Origin of the sequence: Lentzea sp. NPDC102401, from assembly GCF_044765805.1 — a bacterium.
Lineage (GTDB): Bacteria > Actinomycetota > Actinomycetes > Mycobacteriales > Pseudonocardiaceae > Lentzea > Lentzea sokolovensis.
The window spans coordinates 389,997-411,069 of record NZ_JBIWKS010000008.1 but is presented as its reverse complement, the minus strand read 5'-3'; the positions used below and the strand labels follow the sequence as shown (position 1 = coordinate 411,069).

General features: G+C 65.0%; 15 protein-coding genes. 4 read left to right on the top strand and 11 right to left on the bottom strand.

What is annotated here, in order from left to right:
* Positions 1-2 precede the first annotated feature (2 nt).
* The gene (locus ACIRG5_RS28405) at positions 3-977 is read right to left on the bottom strand and encodes a hypothetical protein (RefSeq protein ID WP_402909903.1); all 975 of its coding nucleotides are present in this window, start codon (positions 975-977) and stop codon (positions 3-5) included.
* A gap of 492 nt (positions 978-1,469) precedes the next feature.
* Here ACIRG5_RS28405 and ACIRG5_RS28400 point away from each other — a divergent pair, with 492 nt between their 5' ends.
* Positions 1,470-1,850: a hypothetical protein gene (locus tag ACIRG5_RS28400; RefSeq protein ID WP_402909901.1), complete on the top strand. Its 381-nt coding sequence runs from the start codon at positions 1,470-1,472 to the stop codon at positions 1,848-1,850.
* Positions 1,851-1,879: 29 nt separating this feature from the next.
* Here the strand turns inward: ACIRG5_RS28400 and ACIRG5_RS28395 are convergent, their stop codons facing one another.
* The gene (locus ACIRG5_RS28395; RefSeq protein WP_402909899.1) at positions 1,880-2,470 is read right to left on the bottom strand and encodes a hypothetical protein; all 591 of its coding nucleotides are present in this window, start codon (positions 2,468-2,470) and stop codon (positions 1,880-1,882) included.
* 209 nt (positions 2,471-2,679) lie between these two features.
* Between ACIRG5_RS28395 and ACIRG5_RS28390 the strand changes: the two genes are divergently transcribed.
* Positions 2,680-3,030, top strand: a complete 351-nt coding sequence (locus tag ACIRG5_RS28390; RefSeq protein WP_402909897.1) for an Lsr2 family protein — start codon at positions 2,680-2,682, stop codon at positions 3,028-3,030.
* Positions 3,031-3,102: 72 nt separating this feature from the next.
* On the opposite strand, the gene ACIRG5_RS28385 is transcribed toward ACIRG5_RS28390, so the two are convergent.
* Positions 3,103-4,431 (bottom strand): replicative DNA helicase, encoded by a 1,329-nt coding sequence (locus ACIRG5_RS28385; RefSeq protein ID WP_402909894.1) that lies wholly within the window; start codon positions 4,429-4,431, stop codon positions 3,103-3,105.
* 477 nt (positions 4,432-4,908) lie between these two features.
* Here ACIRG5_RS28385 and ACIRG5_RS28380 point away from each other — a divergent pair, with 477 nt between their 5' ends.
* Positions 4,909-6,309 carry a competence protein CoiA family protein gene (locus ACIRG5_RS28380; RefSeq protein WP_402909891.1) on the top strand — a complete coding sequence of 467 codons (1,401 nt, stop codon included), beginning with the start codon at positions 4,909-4,911 and terminating at the stop codon, positions 6,307-6,309.
* Positions 6,310-6,367: 58 nt separating this feature from the next.
* On the opposite strand, the gene ACIRG5_RS28375 is transcribed toward ACIRG5_RS28380, so the two are convergent.
* The 6 genes from ACIRG5_RS28375 to ACIRG5_RS28350 form a co-directional block, all read right to left on the bottom strand.
* Positions 6,368-6,685 carry a hypothetical protein gene (locus tag ACIRG5_RS28375; protein ID WP_402909889.1) on the bottom strand — a complete coding sequence of 106 codons (318 nt, stop codon included), beginning with the start codon at positions 6,683-6,685 and terminating at the stop codon, positions 6,368-6,370.
* 23 nt (positions 6,686-6,708) lie between these two features.
* On the bottom strand, positions 6,709-7,737 hold the full coding sequence (locus tag ACIRG5_RS28370; protein ID WP_402909886.1) for a hypothetical protein: 1,029 nt from the start codon (positions 7,735-7,737) through the stop codon (positions 6,709-6,711).
* Between the two features lie 5 nt (positions 7,738-7,742).
* A complete protein-coding gene (locus tag ACIRG5_RS28365; RefSeq protein WP_402909884.1) occupies positions 7,743-12,134 on the bottom strand; it encodes a hypothetical protein in 4,392 nt (1,463 codons plus the stop codon).
* Complete coding sequence (locus ACIRG5_RS28360) at positions 12,134-12,880, bottom strand: hypothetical protein (protein WP_402909882.1); 747 nt, start codon at positions 12,878-12,880, stop codon at positions 12,134-12,136. Before ACIRG5_RS28360 ends, ACIRG5_RS28365 begins: the two co-directional genes overlap by 1 nt.
* Positions 12,867-14,369 (bottom strand): hypothetical protein, encoded by a 1,503-nt coding sequence (locus tag ACIRG5_RS28355; protein WP_402909880.1) that lies wholly within the window; start codon positions 14,367-14,369, stop codon positions 12,867-12,869. The genes ACIRG5_RS28360 and ACIRG5_RS28355 overlap by 14 nt, the downstream gene beginning before the upstream one ends.
* Positions 14,370-14,716: 347 nt before the next feature.
* The gene (locus ACIRG5_RS28350; RefSeq protein WP_402909877.1) at positions 14,717-16,450 is read right to left on the bottom strand and encodes a winged helix-turn-helix transcriptional regulator; all 1,734 of its coding nucleotides are present in this window, start codon (positions 16,448-16,450) and stop codon (positions 14,717-14,719) included.
* A 444-nt stretch (positions 16,451-16,894) separates the two neighbouring features.
* Here ACIRG5_RS28350 and ACIRG5_RS28345 point away from each other — a divergent pair, with 444 nt between their 5' ends.
* Positions 16,895-17,566, top strand: a complete 672-nt coding sequence (locus ACIRG5_RS28345; RefSeq protein ID WP_402909875.1) for a hypothetical protein — start codon at positions 16,895-16,897, stop codon at positions 17,564-17,566.
* Between the two features lie 6 nt (positions 17,567-17,572).
* Here ACIRG5_RS28345 and ACIRG5_RS28340 read toward each other — a convergent pair whose 3' ends face one another.
* Both ACIRG5_RS28340 and ACIRG5_RS28335 read right to left on the bottom strand, forming a co-directional pair.
* Positions 17,573-18,931 (bottom strand): hypothetical protein, encoded by a 1,359-nt coding sequence (locus ACIRG5_RS28340; RefSeq protein ID WP_402909872.1) that lies wholly within the window; start codon positions 18,929-18,931, stop codon positions 17,573-17,575.
* A gap of 12 nt (positions 18,932-18,943) precedes the next feature.
* On the bottom strand, positions 18,944-20,941 hold the full coding sequence (locus tag ACIRG5_RS28335; RefSeq protein WP_402909869.1) for a tetratricopeptide repeat protein: 1,998 nt from the start codon (positions 20,939-20,941) through the stop codon (positions 18,944-18,946).
* Positions 20,942-21,073: the final 132 nt, after the last annotated feature.

Here is a 21,073-nt window from a genome sequence, read left to right as displayed (position 1 = left end):
GGTCAGCGTGCGCGTTCGATGAGGTACCGCACGCTGGCCAGGGAAGCCCTGGAGCCGTTGGCATCCACAACAGTCCCAACCAAGCGGGCGACCTCAGGCAACGATGCCAGCTGGCGGTCTAAGGTGCCCCTACGACGAGCCCGCACCACGGCAGCACGGAGAGCAGTCAGGTGGCGATGCTCGCGCTGGGGCACGGCAACGAACGTCTGCACAGCCTCAAGCACGTCCTGATCCAGGATCAGCGCGAGTTCGTCATCTGGGTCTAGGAGCTCGTGCTCGTTACTCGCGTTGGACGGGATGGTGCCGCCGAGCTCGTCCAGGTTGCGCGCGGTTTCTCTGAGACGTTGTGCCCGAAGACGACTCCGGTCGAGCGGCGTGCCCCGACGATTGTGGTTGCGTTCGAAGATCGCTTTGGCTTGTTCGGGAGTCATCGAATTGTTGGTGCCGTCGCGCTCTCCATCGCCGTACACCTGCCACATCCGGTACGCCCATTCCTCAAAGGACACCGCGCGTTCGATCGGCGTGGGAGGGATGTGGGACTCCACGGTGGCCAGGCTGTCAGGGTCCGCCTGACGCCAGATCCTCAAGCGTGACTGTAGGTACTTGGTGAGGGCGCCGTTGTACTTGCCATCGCCCGTGCCGGTGTGCCACGGCCGTGTACGTTCCCCGTCTGGATTGAACTCCATCGCACGGATGATGGCGTCATTGCACCAGCCCTGCTTGTACAGCGGAGTCAGCTCTTTGATCAACGCGGCATGTTCAGACCCAGGCCACAACGTACGACTGATCAATGTGAGCACGGCCGCTTGGATCTGTGTTTCGTTGGTGGGCACCACCTTGCCTGGCCACTCTCGGATCTTGTACATCCACGGTCGAAGGCGCCGGCCTTGGAACTTCGGGTGATTTCTGAGCACACGCAGGAGCTCGTCGGTGATGGCCTTTCCCGCCGACGATGGCGGCGGTGGCAACTCCTCCACGCCTGTCTCCCGAGTATGAGGGCCCCTGACACGAGGTCTCCGTGAATCGCTAGCTTAGTTCGGCGCTGCGTGTGGTCGGCTGCGGCCGTCTGAGCGCTACGGTCAAGTACCGCGTCACTCCTCCCTGCCTCCCCTAACCAGAAGGCATCTCCTGTGGCTTCCGTTCCTCCTCAACAGCCAGGCGACGATCAGGCTGCGGCTCCACGCCCAGCTACGGGGTCGTCTGACTCCGCTGCTGGCTACAAGTTCATCAGCACTCCGTGGCCCGGCCTGGACGCATACGCGATCGGGGCCGGCAGCAGCGCAGTGATCACCGGCCAGGTCATGTCGATCAGTTCTGGTGACCACCGTGTCGCAAGCGGCCTGCTGAGGGAGTGGCATGACCATCTTCACGAGCGGCAGCTGCGACCAGCCTGGGTGACCTGTGATCGTGACAGGTTCTCGTCTCCAGAGTCCTTGATCGCCTGGGCACGCTCACCCGCCGAACGAGGCATGCCTGTGTTCATTGACAACTTCCCTGACATCGGCGGACGTCATCTCCATCTCGACGCCGACGCGGACGAGTACGACCGACTCACGGAAGACGACGTGATCTCGTGGACAGTCACCTCGCTTCATCAGGTTGCCCGTGCTAGCAATGGGCTTGTCGTGCTCGGGGCACGCATGGCTGATGGCGCAGCGTCGGCTGTCGGCAGTGCCGTCGAAAACCACCTCGTTCGCGGTGATGGCGTCGTCGAGTCGCGGTGCCGCACCGCCATGCTGGCATACGCCGATGCCGAGACAGGCGAACCTTGGGGCTGGCTCTACAACCACCCTCAAGGCGATCATCTCGGCCGGGTTCGGCGATGGTTTCCATTGCGAAACTTTTACTGAGTTTGGAACGCACAGGAGCGGCCGGTCGGCTATCTTCCGCGGGCGTCGTCAATCATCCAGTCGATGTAGGCATCGATCGCCGGACCTTCGATCTCGTCACCGATCTCATCGGCGAGCTGGCGGCAGTTCCTCTCGATCTCATCCAGCTCAACTAAGTCACACACCATCACATTGTCCGCCCCAAGCGTTACGCCTAGAGGTAGACGACTGTTGGGTAGGTCGCGAAGTGATCTATTCCCACTCGGTCCAGGCAGCGCCTCGAAGTCGTTGAGCTTCGCTTCATCGAGGTGTTCGAGACTGTTACGCAGAAGCCGCATGAGCCGGGCCTCCTCAGGCCGGGTTTCGCCACGCGCCGCAGCCATCTTCGTGGCCCACTTCTCGCATTGCTGCGCAGACACCATGAGCAGATGTTGCTCGGTCCACACCTCATCGATCTTCGCGGCAATGTCCAGCTCCGTGATGCCGGGGGCGTCCATTCGCTCGTATGCCCGATCCATGTCACTCGCCGCCTTGAGGGCGTGTCGGAGGCGTCTCGCCTGGCGAAGTGTGCCATCCGCCCATCTCTGCGCGAACATGCGCGCCATCAGGTAGTCACTCCGGTCCGCCGGCTCAGAATTCACTAGCCGATGATGCCCTACTGCAGGGCTTACGACACTCCCAGGGCAGCAATTTCGCCCAGCACTGAATCCAAGCAGGCGAGGCCACGGGGGCGTGGTTGACTCCGTCGTTTCGGTGAATCCTGGCTTTGTCCCAAGCTGGTCGTTACCAGCCACCTCGCCAGCAACGTGAACTTGCTAAAGTCGGCATCCAACCTCGAAGGAGATCAGGTATGGCGCAGAAAGTCCTCGTACGGCTCATCGATGACCTCGATGGCACCACTGCTGAAGATGTTGAAACCGTCAGCTTTGGCTTGGACGGCATCTCCTACGACATCGACCTCAGGCCGGACAATGCTGCGAAGCTCCGCGATGGCCTGGCAGCTTTTGTCGCGAGTGCCCGCCGCACTGGTGGCCGCACCCGGAAGGCCGTAAGCACCACACGCACCATCGTGGCCGAGTCCCGTACCAAAGAGCAGACAAAAGCCATCCGGGAATGGGCTCGCGCCAACGGCCATAGCCTCGCCGACCGCGGTCGGATTCCTACTAGCGTCATCGAGGAGTTCGAGAAGGCGCACCGCTGACCTGCCTACAAGCCGCGCACGGCAGTACGATTCCGCCTGAGCTGCTGCTTTGAGTACTGGTCGTCGTGAACGCTACAGCTGCGGAGGTGGTGCTCCGAGGAGATTTGCGAAACGGCAGTAGTGAAGCTGGTGGGCGACCACCACGGTCGCAGTCGGACCGTGCTTGTGTTTGGCCAAGATCAGGTCGGCTTCCCCTGCCCGCGGATCGTCCCGTTCCCATGCATCCGGACGTTGAACGAACAGCACGTAGTCGGCGACGTGGGCAATCGAGCCAGAGTCACGTAGATCGGCCAGTGACGGACGGGAAGGGACAGGCACTCTCGGCCCGGGGTTGGTCGACAGCTGCACCGTGGCGACGATGACGATTCCAGTGTCAAGAGCGAGCCGCTTCAACCTGCGGGCCACCTCGGCCACCTCGCGCTCACGATTCTCGTAGGGCAGATCGCGGCGTGCGCTGACGAGATGCAACGAGTCGATTACAACAAGCCGCACCTTCCTGTAAGCCACCAATTCCGTGATGCTCTTGGTCACTGCGGCGAGTTCGGCGTCGCGGACCTGGCTGATCACGATGGGCTTCTCGCTGATCTCGGTCGTCCGTTGCGCGAGCCGGGTCCAGTCGGCGTCGCTCATGCGACCAGACCGCATGTCGCTCAACCGAATCCTTGCCTCGGCGCAGAGCAGCCGCTGGGTAATCGCCTCGGCGGGGTTGTCCAGCGAGAGATAGGCCGTCGGAACCTCCTCGCGAACAGCGGCGAACCTGGCGATGTCCAGCGCAAGGTTGCTGGCGCCCACACCGGGATGAGCACCGATCACGACCAGTGACCCGTGCGCGAACCCACCTGTGAGCTCGTCCAAGTCCGTGAAGCCGGTTCGCACCGCGAACGGCGACACTCCGGTTCCTGCGATGGCGTCGATCTGATCCAACGCCGGAAGCAGAATCTCGCTCAGTTCCGGAAGGTCTTCCTCACTCGGGTCGGCGGCGAACTCGGCAACCAACGACCGGGCGCGACGGAGAACGTCGTCGAAGTCGACAGAGTCGTTGGCATCTGCCTGCGACGCGAGTTCGGACAGCTCACGGCCCGCAGTCGCGAGCCGTCGAAGCAACGCCTTCTCGACAACCACTTCGGCGTAGTAGGCCGTGTTCGATGTCGTAGGAACGTTGGTGGCCAAGGATTCCAGATACGTGGTGCCGCCTACAGCTTCGAGGTTGCCCCGCGCGGCCAGGTAACTCGCCACTGTGTCCACGTTCACCGGCTCACCTGGCCCGTAGAGGCCCAGAACAGCGTCATAGATGAGTTGATGTGCCGCGAACAAGAGATCGCGCGGGTGCAGGATCTCGACCACATCCGCGATGACGTCCTTGCGGAGCAACATTCCGCCGAGGGCGCACTGCTCGGCCACGTGGTCGTGAAACCCCGCGGAGTCGTGGTCAGGCGTGCTGCTGTCGCGAGGCTCAGCCGGATCGGACCCAGCGAGATCTGCTGCCATCCGGTCTTTATAGCGGTGCACGGCCTGCGGTCAACTCACCGACCCCACGACGCGGTCGGCAGTCAGCAGTCAGCAGGCTCGCCACAAGCTAGCGCGGCGATGAATGCGGGCCCCTTCCTTGTACGCCGCCGTTCGCCTAACAGTCAGGTCCAGCTCGATCTGGGTACCGCCGACAGCAGGCCGAAGGTGCAGGGCCTGGCGTGCCGGTTCGAACACAAGTGACTCGGTCGAGGCGATGGCGAGGTTGAGCGTCATTAGGCCAGCCGTCCGGATAGTGAAAACCAACCGAACAGTATGCAGCCTGGCTAGGTCAACTCGCACACAATTACAGCGGCGTGGCTGCGGCGAGCGCTAGCCCAACCTCAGCTGTACCTGGCGCACACTGTGGAGATGGCCTTCGCAGCGATCCACCCACAGGCAGGACGCATCGACGCGACCCGCCAAGATCTCGGTGCGGGCCTTGCGTGGGAGCAAGTACACAAGACCAAGCCGCGGGTCGCTCTGACGTGCCCAGACTGCGCGCACAGCGTGCACGCCAAGGTCTCAGCCCGCCGTTTGCGCTACTTCGCGCACAACCCCGGCCGTCCCCGCGAATGCGCCTGGGACAACGAGTCGCTGGAACACCACCTGATCAAACTGGAGTTGGCCGTCGCGATCCGCGCCCAAGGCTGGCATGCCGAACTGGAGGTCCGTGCGCCGGATGGCAGTTGGCGTGCCGATGTGCTGGCCAGCACCCAAGACGGCACCCGACGCATCGCCTGGGAAGTCCAGCTCTCTCCGATCGACACCGAGGACATCACCGCACGGACCAGCCGCTACGCCCTAGACGGGATCGAAGTGTGCTGGGTCGGAGCAGCAGATCGGCTGTCATGGATGGGCCTCGTCCCCTCCTTCCAGGTCCAAGCACCAGACGGGAACGGGGCTTGGACGGTCGTGGACGGAGTGGCTGGCTTCGACTACAGAGAAGGCTCCTGGCGTATGACCCGCAGTTCTCTGTCCGACGTGCTCGGTTGGGTGCTGCGCGAACAGATCCTCTTCCACGAGATCTTGCCGCGCTACCGGCGGAGCCTGCTCGGTGCCGGCGCAGCGAGCCGCAAAGCGGTGTGGACCAGTCCACGCAGCATCGACGCCGAGGGCCGTCATGAGCAGATGCGGCAGCGACAAGAGGCGTGGAAACGTGAACAGGCCGAACTGGCTCGCCAGGCGAAACTGCTTCAGGCGCATGAAGACGCCCTCGCTGAAGACATACGGCGAACCGAAGCTGATCGCGTGCTCAAGCACCAGCAAGCCCAGGACGAGGCGAGGTGGGCCAGGCTCCGACGGCAGCGAGAGTTGGACGAACAAGCACGTGAGAAGCAGCGCGAAGCCGAGCAAGAGGCCATTCGCCAGCAAGAACGTATTGAGCGCGAGACCGCGACCTTGTGGTGGCAGGACCTGTCAATGGCTCAGCGCGAAGAGCTGTTCTCCGCAGTGCGCGATCGGCTCCAAGACATCGAGCTCAGTCCGATGTGGCGCAACGCAGGGGGACGTCCTGAGCTTGACAAGAAGGCCACCCTCGAGCACGCGTACGGAGTGGCGGTGTATTTGAAAGCGCCGGTGTACGGCGAACACAAAGAGTTGTGCGCGGTCATCAGGCCAAGCCCCTCCTCAGCACACCGCCTACCCGACAGAGTGCAAGTGCTCGTGCGCAATACTCGTGAAGCCCGGCTGCTCACCGACACCGGCGCTGTCGCCACTGAACGCGTCGTCGTCCTCGATCTGCCCGAGGGCGAACAGCTATCCCTGCTGTGACCACGAGTCGTGCAACGCCCGTGCACGCCGCGTCGGGCAGTCCACTTCCGACGATCAGCTACACCGCTGCGCACACCTTGGCCGCGACCTCACTCCGAACAACCTCCACGAGTCGGCTCACGTTCGCCACCTCGAGGCCGGTAATCATTTCCTCGATCGAGGTCAGCAAGCCAGGATCGACCGTACCGCCAGCCTCGAAGAAGCGGCGACGACGGACGTGGCCGAAGACGAGCGCTGAGATACCTTCCTCGACCGCGATCGCTCGACCTCCGTCCTCGTTCTCGTCGAATGCGGGATCGCTGCGCCGCTTGCGGTCGAGCAGCATCCGTGTAACGGGAGACCAGCCGAGCAAGGTTGCGTACGACAGGTGGAACACATCGCAACGCTTTACGACAACAGCTACACCACGATCAAGGTCCGGAGCAGGTCGTAGCGGAGCGCTTCCTGAGGAATCACCCGGCCCTCGGTCAGCAAGTCGAATGCTTTTTCTCGTACCTCTTGGGGAAGCCAGCCGACCAGTCGCTTGGCATGGGTGACGTCGACTGCACGTCCTGGCCTTGACGACCTGTCGATCAGGAGCTCCCACAGCCGACACGCGGGCCCGGCTCGGACACCGACACCTTCGGCCGTGGCACACGCCGTGAAGGCGATCTCCAAACCAGCGGCGTCCAGGTCGCCGAGGTAGTCGAGGCGTGTCACGGAGAACGGCAGGCTTGGCAACGACTCCAAGGGCGCGGTGTTGCGCCCCTGGACCCACGCCACCGCTGCCCATGGCGAGGAGGGCAACTCGCGGAGCACGCGCAGCAGGGTGCGGAACGTGGCGTGGTTCTCGACGCACACGATTCTTCCCGCACCTGTGGCGGATAGACTCACGGACTCCCACGTGAGCGGCGTCGGCACCCGCTCGCATCGGAGCAGCCCGAAGGTCAAGCGGTTCGACTGCCACAGCGTCGTCCCGCCTCGTGGTGGTGAGGAGTCGAACGCCTTTTCGTCGCCCAGAACCTCATAGGCACGTTCGGCGGCTGCGATGACGGGAACCTTGCCCCCGTTCGTGCGCCTGAGCCACTCGTTCACTGCCAGCAGGACCTCTCGCTGGGCAGCAGACAGCAGTAGCCCTGTGGCCCATGTCGACAGTTCGTGGCGTAGCGGCGTGTCGATCGTCCGTCGGCGTTCTGGTGGTTCCTTGCGTCGCGGTAACAGCACGGACTTGGGCAGCACGATCACGCCGGACAGCACGGTCGCGGTCCGGGTGGCCGACCATCGTCCCTCGCGTTCTCCTCGATCGATCGTCTCGCGCACCAGCTCGGCAACCGTCGCCGCTTCGATGTCGGGAACGATCGCTTGGACAGCAAGAGACACGGCTTCGACACCACGACGCCCGCCACGCCTGTCTGGGTCCAGCATCGCGACAACGGCGTCGAGATCCACGTTCCTCATTCGCCCAGCACCGCCAAAGCGTCCTTCTGGACCAAGGTCAGGTCGACTACCTCGCGGGCACCGTTGTCCACAACGACAACCCGTTCTTTCGACGACGGGCGTGACTTGCGTGCGAGCATGACGACCCGATCGAACATCGACAGCGCACCTTTGTCCTTCGGTGCCGCGGTGAAGACCAGTTGAAGGCCGAGTTTGTCGGCGGCGAGTCGCATCGTGCGCACGAACTGGTCCGCCGATGCCTGGCCGAACGGGTTGTCCAGCCAGAGCCACCCGATCGACGACGGTTCGCCGGAGGCACGGACCCTCGTCATCGCGGCGTACAGCAGCACGCCGGCGGTGACGCGTTGCCCTCCTGAGAAGTTCTTCAGCTCGGCCACGTCTACGCGGTCAACTGCGAGATTGGTGTGAGGCTTGAGAATACGCACCTGGAACGGTGCGTCCACGAGTGCGCGGGCGGCGGCGAACAACATCTCCTGCGCGTCGGAGCGCCCCGTGCCGGGTGCGAGAAGGGAGTGGACGACCCGTGCGACTCGGTCGACGGCCACGGACTCGTCATCGGGCACCGGCCCATGGTCCATGGTCACGAACTTCCTCTGTGACCACTCACCGAGCCCTTCCGGCAAGCTCGACTGGTTCTGGTACGCGCGCAGGCGTTGGAGTGCCGTAGCGGCTTGGACGTGCAGCATCTTGGCCGTGGTGCGAACGTGCTCGTCGTGATTGGTGAGGTCGTCACGCAAGGTCGCTATCCGTTGCTCCAGTTCGTCGGCGATCCGCATCGCGTCCGAGGGGAGTTGTTCATCCCCGCGCAGCCGGTGGATCAGGTCGACCAACCGCGGGTCCTGATCGGGACGAGCTTCGACGAGCCGCGCCTGGGGGCTGTTGGCTTGTGCGCGTACGGCATTCGCCGCTCGGTTCTGCCCGCCTTCGTTGGCGTCCAGTTCATGCCGTGTGTCGTGGATCCGTTCGTTCGCATCGTCCAGCTGGTCGATCAGCTGGTCGACGTCCGCGGCGGGCCGGCCGTCCTTGATCGGAGCAGCTAGCCGACGTAACGGCTTCACTGCACGCTCGACCAGCTTCGCGGCTTCTTCGGCGCGCTGGAGCACATTCTTGGCTTCGTCCAGGTTCGCCTCAGCCTCGCGGTGAGCATCGGACAGCTCCCCGGCCTTGGCGTTCAGCCTATGCGCGACCCGTTCCGCCTCCAGCGCCTTAGCGACCTCGTTGGCGGACGGGAATCCTTCGACATCGGGCGATGCCCGGTCTGCGACCTCAGCCGAGCGGGCGCGGTAGGTCTTGTACGCCGTGTCTGCGTGTGCCTGTGCCGTGCTGTATCTCTCGCGTGCGACACCTTCGCGTTTCTCCGCGGCGGCCACCGATTCGGTCAGTGCCGCCAGATGCCGCGCGCCGTCGGTCTCGGCGAACTGTTCAGCGAGGGCGCGGAGTGCGCGGTCTCGGTCGAGCCGGGCCTCGAGGTCTGCCAGTTTCGATCGAGTGCTGTGGATGGTCTGGTGGAGGTCCGGATCTACAGCTGCACGCGCCAACGCCGCCTCGACGCTGGTGAGCCTTGCCCGGAGAGCCGCTTCACCCGCTGCGGGGACTGGACCTTCCGAGTTCGGGGCAAGACCTTCGGCGCGCAACGCTTCGACCGCGTCAGTGTGCTGTCTGTTCGCGTCGTTCGCCGTTTGCTCCATGTCACGGGCTTTCTCCCGCAACTCTGGCATCTGGGTATCAAGCTCCGCGACACGCTGTCTGTGCGTCAGTTCCTTCTCGAGGTGCGTCGGGAGTTCTTGCCTCGCCTGCGAAGCCGACCTCGCCGCCTCGACGACGGGCACCAGAAGCAGTCGCGTACTCCTCAAGCCGTCAATCGTGTTTTGCGCATCGCTCCTCTGTAGCTGCGCTTCTTCTCTTCGCGTTGCAAGGATCTCCAGCTCATTCTCTGCAGCCTGCAGGTCGCCCTTAGCCTCAGCCCGGCGTTCATGTGCCGCACGGGCCTTGTCAGCGAAGGCAAGCCTCGGGTCTGCGGGAAAGTCCGTCCACAGCGAGGCAAACGACGCGGCCATGTTCCGCGCGTTGGACGCGCGGCGGGTCGCCAAGTCGATCTTGGCGTTGGCCTCTGCCAGTGCGTCCGCCGCCTTGTCGATCATCTTCGACGCCGCGTCCCTGTCGTACGTGCCGGGCGGCGGCAACAGCACGCGACCGTGCGCACCGTCGTCAGTCGACGTTCGTGCCATTGCGGCGGCCGGGTCGACGACAGCGCCGATCCACACCGCGACATCTCGGTTCACGTTCGCCGCCAGTTCAGCGGCACGGTCAAGCAGGTCCGGTCGCGCCACCACCACCCCGGAGACGATTTCCGGACGGGCCAGGGCGAAGGTGGTGGCCTCCTCAGCGGTCATGGTGTCCGCAAGCCAGCGCCACCCAGGCCAGGCGAGGATGCTGTCCTGCTGTTCAGTCAGGACAACGACGATGTCCTCAGCGAGCTGCGGCGGAGGAAGCAACCCGTCGGAGCCGACCGACTGGATGGTGCGTTGTGCAGCGTTGCGGTGTTGCCGGGCGGTCGCCGCCTCCTCTTCGTACACACGCGCGTACTCGGCGAGAGACTCGACAATCGACGCACGCGCTTCCCACGGATCGTCCACGCTAGAGCCAACGACGTCCAAGAAGCGGACATCTGTTGTCAGCGCTCGAATTCGGCTCTCGATCGCAAGGCGGTCGCGCTCAGCCTTCTCGGCGTCATCACGAGCCGTGTCGGCACGTCGTTGTGCCCCGGACAGAACCTTCTCAGTCTTGCGGATGTCGCGGTCGGCCTCCGTCAGCGTTCGGTCAGCGGCATCTCGGTCGAGCTGCGCCCGACGCTCGCTCTCAGCAGCCCGCTCGGCACGTCGTGCCGGATCCTCACCTTCACCAAGGAGTCCGTCGAGCACAGCCTGGTTGAGCACCAGTTCCGACGTGTCGATCGTCGATCGAAGCTGGATGACCAGCTGCGCCTCAGCGGACTGGCCGCCTACCTGAGCGAGGAGGTCACGTTCCGCGTCTTCGAGCACCGCCGCTGCTGCCTTGAACAGGCGGGACGCTTCCGCTGCCGCGCGGGCCGCGCCGTCACGCCGGCTGGTCAACAAGCGGGCCAGCGCCCGGCGGTGCAATTGCTCGTCCTGCCGCAGTTCCTCGGTCTGCTTCTCCGCCGCGTCACGACGCTCTTCCAGGCCGGCGAGCACGCCTTCGTTCATGGTGAGATCGAGGACATCACCAACCAGCCGCCAGGCGCTCAAGGCGCGTACCGCCTCGTCCCGATCGCGAGCACGCTGCTCTGCGATGCTGTGTGCGTCGGCTGCCGTCAGCTCAAAGGCACGCAGTTCCATGCGCAGGCGGTGTGCCTGTGCACGGCGGAGGGCTGCGCTCGCGTCGCGGCGCTTCTTGTCGTACTCGCCCTGCAGTCGGTTCGCGGTTTCACACTCGACGGCCACCGCTCTGATCGTCGCGTCCCCGACGGTCAGCACTCTTACGGCGTCGGCCTCAGCTGTCGCCAGCGCTCGTCGACTGGCACCTACCCGGTCGTAGGCGACGGCGAGGTCCAGAATCGGTCCCGCCAGCTTCTCCCACAGATCCAGTTCGGTGACCCAGTGAGGTCGTGCGGAAGCGTTGGCGCGCAGCGTCTCGACACTCTTGGTGATCTGGTCGACGGTCGAGGAGGACATCGTCGCGCCGGTCAACCACCGCACGAACGCGTCAGAGTCAGCGAACCGCATGACCCGGTCCACGCCTCCCTCCGACGCGTTCATGATGGTTTGAAACCGCACCTGCTCCAAGTCGATGCCCGCGTTGGCAAGCCAACGCTGCCAGCTCCCCTGGTGATCGGACGGTGGGTACGGAGCGCCTGCTCCACTGCGCGGGAGGATTTCGCGCACACCGCTGATGAACTGGGGACGGGTCGACCACCGGCCCGCCTGAGTGCGAAACGGCAGATCGTCGATCGTGGGCCCGGCCGCACCACACTGCCATCCGTAGAAGTGCCGGTGAAGTCTCCCTGGGTTGTCCAGGTCTCTCGTGCCGCCGTCCGGCCACTCGGCGACCATCCCGACGACGACCCGCTGCAGCTCGCCGTCGACCACTCTGCTGACTTGCTCCACGACGTGGCAGACGTCCCGTGAGCGGACCAGCTTGGCCAGAGATCGGTCCGAATCACCGCGGATGAAGTCCCGCGAATGCGGTAGGTACAGCGCGTAACGCAACGCGGTGATCATGGTCTTGCCGGTTCCGTTGTCAGCCCACAGCGCCGCGTGTCCCGAGGCGTCGAACGGGTCGGCCCAGCTGATGTCCAGGCCCTCCAGGCGTGACTCGTCGCGACCCGCTCCGGCGAGATACGTGCGCTCCAAGCGCCAGGCCGTGTGCATCAGGACTCCCGCTCGTCGAGATGGAGAACCTGTTCCGCCACGTGCGACTGGACGATCGTCTGCCAGGCGAGCGGTCCTCCGCTGGTGGCGACGTGGGCGCGGAAGCGGTCGGTGGAACGCCAGACGCGCAGGCCATGCAGTGGCGGCGCCGCGGATCTGTCCGCGATGAGCAGGCCAAATGCCCCGAGCAGGCCAAGAACGTCGTCGCACATCTTCACCGTGCAGCCCACCGCGAGGTTTCGTCCCTTGCCGTAGGCGACCTGCTTGCGCCGCCGGTAGGCCTCCCATGCCTCGTCCAGTCCGGCATCCAGGCCGATGTCTCCGGATTCCACCGCGGCGGCGTGCTCACGAACGAGCCGGTCCACGTCGACCGCAGTGACCCGTCGAGTGCCGGGCTCCCGCACCGACCGGGAGGTCGGATAGCACCAGGCCGCTGTGCCTCCGAGGGCTACTCCGTAGATCATGCGGTCCTCAGCACCTTTGACTCGCAGCCAGGGGGCGGTGTCCGACACCGCCATCGGTGAGTCGGGTTCGGCGGCCAACACGAGACCGACTGCCCGGTCAGCGGTGAGCACTCGCACGCCGAGGCCTTCGATGACCTGGTCGAAGGCTGTGCGCAGATCGGGATCGGTGTGGTAGCGGTCCAGAAGTCGGCCGTAGTCGTCCTGGCGGCTGGGAGTGAGTGTGTGGTCCAGTGCGTATCGGAGGAGAAAGCCGGCGTCCCGAGCGTCGTCACGGGCGGTCATCTTCGGTTCCCTTCCGGTGGATGAGCAGGTCCGGCAGATCCAGGTCCGGCAGAACTGCGCGGATCCCGTCATCGACGGCCCACCACTCGTCGTGCGCATCGGGGGTATCGTCAGGACGCCACAGCATCATCGCGTCGAGCGCCAGCAAGAGGCGGAGGCGACGGCGCGCCGTGTCCGCGGTTCCAGCCAACGCCACCAACTCCTCCACCAGGCCGATGCTCTGGTGGGTGAACAGCACGTCGACATCGTTCAGCAGTTCGGTCAGCCGAGTTTTCATTCCGGGAGACGCGCGGTGCGCCCTCAGCAGGTCGGCGGTGCTGTGGAACTGCTCCGGAAACTGTTCGTACACGCCGTCGCTGTCCACGAGCGGATCTCCGTGCTCAGCCGGACCGGGGATGTCCAGGACCCTCCTCGGCGGCGCAACCAGGCGATTCGTCAGAGCCGTGAAGTCGAGCAGGCGGGCTGGTGCGGGTGGTGACGCGTTGGCACCTGGTGGCAGTTCTTCGCCGATGAGCAACGCGGTCAACACATCGGTAGTCGGGTCCACCGCGCTGAGGGGCGCGGCGCTGAAGGCCTGGGCAGCCTGGGCGGTACGCCACCTCGGAGTAGCGCCGATGACCTCGGTGTGCAGTTCGGCGAGGATCTCCAAGGCGTCCGACAAGCGGCCCGCTGCTCCTGTGAGCAGTCGGACCTCGTCCGGGTTCTGCTTCTCCGAAGCATCGGCGCGCATGTGTTCCAAGTGCCGGAGAAGGGTGCCGTCGACCTCGACGCGGCGCTGCACGTGCTTCTTCGCAGTCGACAGCTCCGGACGCAGAGCGTTGATGTAGTCGATCCGGCTGACGTCCCGCTCAGCCTCGGAGATCATCCTGCGGACGTTGGCGGCGTACGTGCGCGAGAGCGTCAACGCATCCTCCGCAGACTCGATAGCCGAGTCGAGCCGGCCGCTGTCAGCTTGTGCCCTCATCACCGCGATGACGGCCTCGTGCTCGTCCTCGAGCGACCGGTTGGTGGCGATCAGCAGCAGCGTCACAGCGGTGTTGTCGACGTTGACCTGCAGCGTCGAACCATCGACGGCAAGAGTCTCGTACAACACCCGCACCGAATGCGTCACTTTGCGCCACGCCAAGCCTGGGTCCGCGAAGTCCACCGAGAAGTACGGGCTCGGCTCGTCGTGACGCAGAAGGTGGTCGAGCACATGCCGGGCGACGTGTGCATGCTCTTCGTATGGACGGTCGGGAGCCATGGCGGCTGCCGTCCTCGTCATCTCTTCCAGCACGTCGGTGCGCGGAGCACCGAAGTTGCCGTCCAGCCCCGAGGACAAGGCGATCATGTCGACCGTGACCTGGATCAGCGCGATGAAGTCGTAGGCCGACCACTGAACAGCCGATGGGTTGCGGGCCCGGTTGAGGTGGAGCTCGAAGATCGGCGACAGGTGCGCGAGCACACGACGACGGCGTGCAGCAGTGCCGACCAGCGGTGAAATGTTCACATCTCACGTCCTGCAACGACAATGAGCGTCGCTCGATCCTGGTTTTGAACCTCCGATTGCCGAGTTCGGCCCACGCCACCTCCATGAGCTTGCCGAGCTGCCGTACCTCTCATCGCTCAATCCGCCGCCCGTGTTGCATAGGCACGTTCGCGATCAAGTGCCGAGCGCAGAGCAGGCCAACGCGGAACTTGTAGTCGCTATAACCGTCGTAGCGACTCGGAGTCAGCGGAGCTATCCGCCATCACAGCGATCCTGGAGCGAACTGCCGTATTGGCACCCAGCCGCACACGAGTTGACTACACCCGGCGGACCAGCATGTCTGAACCACGGCAGTGGCGAGTCGACGCTTACAAATCGGTAGTGGTGGCGGGTGGTTGTCCCAGGTTCCAGTTCACCGGTTCGACCATGCGCGAGATCGGTTTGCTGGCGGCATGGAATCTCAGGCCTCTGGGGCCGTCCGCTCCGGCGGTCGGCATGTCGATCAGCCACTCCAGGGCGTCGTCGCCGAGCTGGTCCGGCTCTGCGAGGTCGATGACGAAACGCTCTGGGCCGAGTTGGTCGTACGGCACCGGAAGTGCGATGCCGCCTGTGACGGCATCCCCGACGATCGCCCGGCAAATTGCCGTCCAGCAACCTCGTCCCCACCAGTGCCAGGTGTAGTTTGTGGAGCCGCCGATCGTCAGCAACCTCAAAGTGGCCGTCGGGCCGAGCAGGTCTTCATCGAGGCGACGCCACGTCGTGAGCTTCTCGCTCACGGTGCCCCGCACTTCCTGCCATCCCTCGCCGAAGAGCGAAGAGATCGTCCTGCCGTCCGGCAAGGCCCACTCAGGATCGGTCAGCGCCGCCTCCAGGCCGATCCAGTCGACGCCCTCGTCGGGGTCGACGTGCTCGGCGATCTTCCTGGTGACCGCGATGTTGATCCGGGCCATCAGCACGTCGTCCCGTACGTGCCAGGTCTCGACAGCGGTGTCGTTGCGCCAGCACCACGCCGCGATTCCGTGGACTGCGGCGTCCGGAACCAGATCTGGCAGTACGCCCTGCCCGAACACGTCAACGACCGTGGAGAAGAAGGTCTGGAGATACGTGTCTGCGTCAAGGTCATCGACGGCTTCAACGATCGTCTTTTGGCGATAGCCAGCGATCTCGTCGAAGACGAACTCAGTCAACTGGACATCCATGAACTGCCGCAAGGTCACGTCGGAATCGGGATCCACCTCGACGCGGGTCGCGTCGAGCAGGCCGAGGGCACCGGCACGTTCCGCGACGAGCCGCTGCTGTTCGTCGGCGTCTCCGTCGAGTTCGATCACGATTTCGTCTTCGAGCATGCTGAAGATCTGCGGCCAGCCACCTGGGTACTCGTGGTGGAGAAGCCGGAGCCGGGCGCTGGAAGGGTGGTATTCGACGTCGAAGGCCATGCAGGTCCGGCGAATGGTCGTGTAGAGGATCGGTCCGGTCTCGTCGTCGTACTCGTGGAAGTAGTCGTGCTCGCCTTCCGACCATCCTGCCCATTCGAAGCAGCTGACGAGCGCCTCGAAGTGTTCGGCGTACTCGGCCCACTCCTCGTCGGACGGCGCGTCCTCACCCGGCACAGGCCTGCTCATGCGCCCCACCAGCCAGGCAGCAGCCTCCGGGTCGTCCACGGAGAGCAGGAGCGACAGTCGGCGCGGTCCTCCCTCTCCGACTTCGAAACCTCGGAAGACGGACACGTCGACGCCGCGCCCAGTGCAGGCTTCTCGCAGTCGGGTCTCGGCCTCCCTCAGCGCCTCATTGTCCTTGAGCACATGTTCACGGGCCTGCTCACGCTCACGTTCTACTTTCTGCGCCTCCAGGTGACGTTCCCTTCGCCACGAGGCAACCTGCTGGCTGATCCCCCAGACTTCCCGTTTGTCTACCTCCCACGTCGCGACCTTGCGCTCGTTCAGCAAACGCCGCAGCGCGTACGACACGGTCGGCGGTGAAAGCGACAACCGGCCGGCGACCTCCGCCGTCGTCAGCAACCCGTCTTCCTTCTCCTGCTCTCCGAAGAGCCACAAGATCTGTCCCTCGGTCGACCACAGCGGATTGGAATCGATCTCCTGCACTTCCGTTGGAGTCATGTGTTTCCGGCAGGCGGGCGCCACCGTGTTCAACGGCACCGACTGGCGAACAACCGCCCCACACGGTGTCCCGGTCTTCGTCGGACGTCCGCACTTCGCGCGGTCAGTCACTTCCCACCTCCGGTTCGTGCCTAGGATCTGGTCCTTCGACCAAGCGGCGATCGACTAGGTTCACAAACGATGATCCAGATCGGCGATGAGCAAATCTACCGGCAGCGGGACCAGGATCCTTCGCAACGCGTGCGGGTCGTCTCGATCGACACGAGCAAGCGGAATCCGCGCTACGAGATCGAGTTCCTCGACGGTGAACGAGCCGGCAAGCGGGAGAATGTTCCCGAGAGGCGACTGCGAGGGCCCTGGTCGGGTGTCCGCCAGTACGACGAGAACGTGGCGAACTGGCAGCGGATCGCCGCTTTCGAGCTGACGAGTGTGGAGAAGTCCGCGGTGACGCACGTCTTCGAAACGCTTATTCCAGAGGAGGTGGCACATCCTCACTGGGACGACTACGTCACCGAGATCGCTGATCCAGCGAAGCTCGAATTGCTGATCGGTTCACCGGTGACGGACCTGGTCGCGCGCGTTGAGTCGCTCGTCGGCGAGGAGGGGAAGGAGTTCGTTTCGCCGGAAGGCACGCTGATGATCGCCGAGCTCGCCTGCACGGTGACTCCGATGCCGATACTCGCGCTCGTGGTCGAGGAAGAGCAGGAGTATCGGGAGACAACCAAACGCGGCAGCATTATCACCAGCAGTCGAGGGGAGGATTGGACCATCAGCCCCGAACGGATGTACAGCACGTACCTGGAACATGTCCGCCCGCTGCATGAACTCCTACGCGGCTGGTGCGGTCACCGTGCGGTGTCCCTGCAGGAACGACTCGGCGCGGCGGAGGCAGAGGTGAGGCGACTCGATCTGCTCGTTACGCGGCTGGTCGATCAGTTGCGCGAGAACGGCCACAGCAGGTTCGCCGACGTGATCGCTGAGGTGCACGAGGAAGAGCGCATCGCCCCTGGGAACTTCCGGCCTGTCGTCGACCGCCCGTTGAAACCATCAGAGATCCCCGTGCGGTACATCGAGGTTCCGCGCCGCCGCCGGTGGGGCTGAGACAGCTCAGAGCCTCATGAACTTTTGGAGGTCGACCTCTGAAGGGGCCGGAACATTCGTCGGCGCAACGGCTTTGTCCGGAAGTGGATCGAAGGCATCCGCCACCGCAAGGATCCTGTCCGCCCAAGCGTGGGCCTGCTCCTGGGCGTCCCGCTCTCGTGTTGAAGTCAAGCGACGGACCTCTGCCGCGTAGGCCCGCATCTGGCTCGCCTCGTGCCATCGCCGTGACTGATCGCGAGCCTCTTCGTCGATCATGTGCTCTCGGTGGGCCACCGCGGCGCGTTGACGTGCGATCTGCAGGCGCTGCTGACGTTCGACTCGTGCTTGCTCTTCTTGTAGTTCTCGTTCGTACTGCTTCTGGCGCAGGTCGGTCAGACTTCCGTGGCGCAGCCTCATTTCCTCCAGCATCTGGGGCAGGTCGTCCTCCAGCCGGTGATCGCTGGTGTCCTTCCACCTGCTCGCCCAGAACTGCCCGCCTGGTCCGTCCAGAACGATGCCGAGGTGGTCGTCCGGAACCTCGTCGAAGTCGGGGAACAGGTGACCTCGGCGTGCCCTGGCGAGTTCCTGCTCCGTCGGTTCATGGGGGCGTTGCAGCATGGCCTGGGTGAAGCGAAGCTGGAAGCTGTCCTGACCGAGGCTGAACACGACCTCGTTTTGCACGCGATAGGCCGCTCCGTACCCACCTCGGGCCTGCTGTCCGACCGCCACCGCCATTCCGGCTTCGCGTGCGCCGACCACGAGCGCGTCGAGCAAACGGAAAGCACGCTCTCGCGGGTCTCCGACGACTTGGAAGTTCTCTTTCTCCTTCAGGGTGCGCACGATGTCGCTCGGCTCCGGTAACTCGTGTCCGACGTGCAGTGGATCGAGCACCTTCGTCTGCCAGTCGGGCAACGGTTCCAGGGTGAGCGTCAGCTTCGGTCCGTCGTCTTCGTTCTCGTGTCCGAAGGTGATACGGAGGCCGTCCGGCATCCGTTCGAGGTTCTTCGCGATCCCGGCGAGTCTGCGATATCTGCCGGCTTCGGCGTAGGGCACGACCAGCCGCTGGTCCGGAGCTTCCGCGAGCGAGGTCATGAGCTCGTCGACCGGTCCGTGCTTGCGTGCTTTGGCCGGGCGAGTGGCTTTTGCCGGTCCGCCGTTCTCGTTGGCGTCGGCTTCGGGGTACACGCCGTGTTCGAGGTAGTGGTTGCCGCCACTGGTTGTCTGCGCCGACCACGACGCGCCGTGGCCTTTGATCGTGACCAAGCCGCGGTTGTGCAGGGCGCGAGCGACCAGCCGGTGTGCCGTTCCTTCGTAGACACCGTCCGCGCAGCCATCGCTGATCCATTTCAGAACGGCGAGCTGCTTCGGGTTCAGTGCCACACGCATCTTCGGTCCCCTTCAGCTGGCTTGAGAGGCGCGCTGGTGCGATCTCGCGGCGGCGACCAGGCGGCCGCTCTTCTCGTAGATCTGCGTTGCTTGCGCGTAGTACTGGCGGGCCGCCGACGGGTCGGTGGCGAGGTGGACGTCTCCGAGTGCGTCGAGGACCTGGGCGCGGTCGAACTCACGGCCGATCTCGGCCATCAACGCCAGCGCGCGGTCGAGGTGCGACTTGGCCTCGCTCAGGTCGCCCTGTTCGCCGAACTTGCGTCCCTGCCAGAGCAGTACCTTGCCGAGGTTGTGCTGTTCTGGTTGACCCGAGGCGCGGAATCCGGTTTGTGCTTCGGCAAGCAGCCGCAACGCTTCCACTGGCTCGGCCGGTTTGGCGGCGTGCATGTACGCCAGGGACGTCCTGCGCGTGTCGCCGATGCGCTCGGCGAGCTCGACGTTCTGGTTGAGCAGGCGCCGTGCGCCGGCGAGGTCGTCGCGGTCGAACAGGGCAAGTCCGGCTCCTTCGACCGCCGTCGCCGCCAGCTCCGCGCTGCCCTGCGCCCGCGCAAGGGCCTCTCCCTGCGCGAGCAGCCGAGCCGCCTCGTCGAACCGCGACCGAGTCCGTTCCGCGTATCCCTGCTGCACCAACAGGAGCGCCTTCACGGCGAGGTTCCCGAGATGCTCGGCGGCCTGGACGCCCAGGACGTGGGTGGCGACGAGGTCGTCGGAGCACTTCTCGGACTCGTAGAGCCACCACTGCGCCACGCACAAGCGCTGCAACGACTCCAGCTCGCCGAGGGTGTCCGCGAGCTCCGCCACTGCCCGCAGCGTGCCGCGTTCAGCGAGCATCCACTCGCGCGGTTGGCGATTCGCCGGATGGCCGGTGTCCACGACAACGTCCGGGAACAAGCCGCGCACCCATGGCCGCGCCGGTTGTAGCGCGGCGTCGGCCGCCAGCGCGCCCTTGACGTACCAGGCGACGAACACTCGCTTCCTCAGTTCGCAGACGTCGGAACCATCGACGTCGGCGGCGACGTTCCTGGCGTGCTCACGCACCAAGGCGTCGAGGCGGAACCGTCCGTCGATCTTGTCAACCATGCGCTTGCCGTCCACGAGCTCGCGCAGGATCGGCCGCAGCTTCGGTTCGGGCATCTTCAGCACTGCCGCCAGGGCCGCAGTGGACGCGCCCTCCGCACCGGGGTGAAGTCCGAGCGTCCGGTAGACGCGTTGCGCCGGTTCGCTCAGACGGCGGTACCCGGCGTCGAGGACCGCGGCGATTGCCGGTTCACCATCGACGGTCACGCGCGTGATGCCACCGCTGAACTCCAGTTCCTCCAGCAGTTCGCTGATCAGCAGATCCGGCGCTTCACGCAGCACCCGGCCCACCACGCTCAGCGCGACTGCCCGGCCCCCGCACAACTCGACGACCGCGGCCCTCGCATCGGGTTCGACGTCGACGCGGTCGCCGGCGAACGCCCTGAGCAGCTCGACAGCCATCTCGTCCTCGAGAGGCTCGACGCCGATGAACGTCGCATCGTTCTCGGCGAGTGCCCCGAAGCCGCCTTGACCGGTCACGACCACCATCGAACGCCCAGTGCCTGGCAGCAGGGACCTGACCTGCGAAGCGGTGACCGCGTCGTCCAGCAGGATCTGCAGCGACCGGCCCCTGGTGAGCGAGCGGAACAGGTTCACCCGCGACTCCAGGTCAGCGGGGACGTCCGCCTGCTTGACGCCGAGAGACGTGATGAAACCGAGGAGCACCTCGGAGGGCGCCGTTGCGTGATCGGCCCACGCGCCCAGGTCGGCGCGCAGCTGCCCGTCGGGAAAGCGTTCGTCGTGGTGCTGCAGCCAGTAGACGGCCGCCGTGGACTTGCCGCTGCCGCGCGCGCCGGCGAGCACCACGATCTCGGGCTTGTCGTCGAGCCGCTCCAGGACATCGTCGAGCGCGGACAGCACGTGCTTCTGGTTGACCAGCGTGCCGATGGGTCTGGGCAGCTGAGCGGGAACCGGGAGGGAGAACCGATCCATGTTCAGGTTCATGACCCCGATCGACCCGGTTTGGACAACGTGCCCGACAGAACCTTTCACCCGGTTGTCGACGTCGTACCCGTCCTCCACGCTGAGCCTCCCCGCACGCGCATTGGCCAAGACCGCACCCTA